The organism is Microbacterium sp. H6 (assembly GCF_003314775.1).
Classification (GTDB): domain Bacteria; phylum Actinomycetota; class Actinomycetes; order Actinomycetales; family Microbacteriaceae; genus Microbacterium; species Microbacterium oxydans.
This window is the reverse complement of sequence record NZ_QOAY01000212.1, coordinates 1-1,028: the sequence shown is the minus strand read 5'-3', so window position 1 is coordinate 1,028 and position 1,028 is coordinate 1. Positions and strand designations below refer to the sequence as shown.

At 72.1% G+C, this 1,028-nt stretch carries 1 protein-coding gene and 1 pseudogene; both read right to left on the bottom strand.

Annotated features, from left to right (window positions below; all coding sequences use genetic code 11):
* Nucleotides 1-745: ABC transporter transmembrane domain-containing protein (locus DSP71_RS14195; protein WP_258546452.1), on the bottom strand; the 745-nt coding region annotated here is incomplete at its 3' end.
* Nucleotides 742-1,028: pseudogene (locus tag DSP71_RS14190) on the bottom strand (AAA family ATPase); the annotation flags it as partial. The pseudogene DSP71_RS14190 and the gene DSP71_RS14195, both read right to left, overlap by 4 nt.

Genomic DNA, 1,028 nt, shown 5'->3' with positions numbered 1-1,028 from the left:
CACGGTCGACCACGCGTCGCAGAGCCGCATCGGCGGCGGTGATCCGCGCCCGCGCCTGTTGCTCCGCCCCGTAGGCGATGAGCACGTCGAGGCTCCCGAGGTAGTCGACGAGAGCTGCCGAGAGCTCTGCCCGACGCTCCGAGACCCGTGCTTCGGCGTGCGAGCCGAACGCCCAACCGAGTCCGATCGCTGCAGCTGCGGCGGCCAGGAGGCAGACCGCGAGAGCGAGGGCGGCCGGGGGCGAGACGAACGCGAGCAAGCCCACCGCTCCGACCGCGACGAGCGCCGCCACACCGAGCGGCTGCACCACTCGCAGCGGCAGGTTCTGCAGGTTCTCGACGTCGTCCACGAGAGCTGCGAGCACCTGCCCGCGGTCCGTCGAGCCGAGTCCCGCCGGCGACAGAGGGATCAGCCGGCGCACCATGTCGGCACGAGTCGAGGCGAGCTGACGCAGCGCGGCATCGTGTCCGCTCAGGCGCTCCAGATAGCGGGTGACCGCGCGCGAGACGGCGAAGAAGCGCACACCGACGACGGCGATCGACAGCGGCACCAGCGAATCGACGATCGAGGCGCTCACGATCAGCCACCCGCTGACCGCGAGCAGACTCACGGCGGCGGCGGCCGAGAGCAGACCCCAGATCAGTCCCGGTACGAAGCGGCCGAGTGGCGGCTGCGCGAGTCGCAGGATGGCGCCGACCCGGTGACCGCGGGAATGCGCGGCATCGGTTGTGCGGGGTGCAGTCATGCGTTCACCCCCAGCGCCACGATCTGATCCGCGATCTCCCGTGCGGTCCGACGGTGGGAGACGAGGAGGATCGTCGCCCCGGCATCCGCCTTCTCGCGCAACGATCGCCACAGCCGGTCCTCGGTCTCGGGGTCGAGCGCACTCGACGGCTCATCGAGTGCGAGCACCCGTCCGGACGCCGTTGCCTGGCGATACAGGGCGCGGGCGACGGCCACCCGCTGCGCCTGCCCGCCCGACAGTCCCGCCCCCTGCACGCCGAGCTCCAGCGCGGGGTCGATCCCCT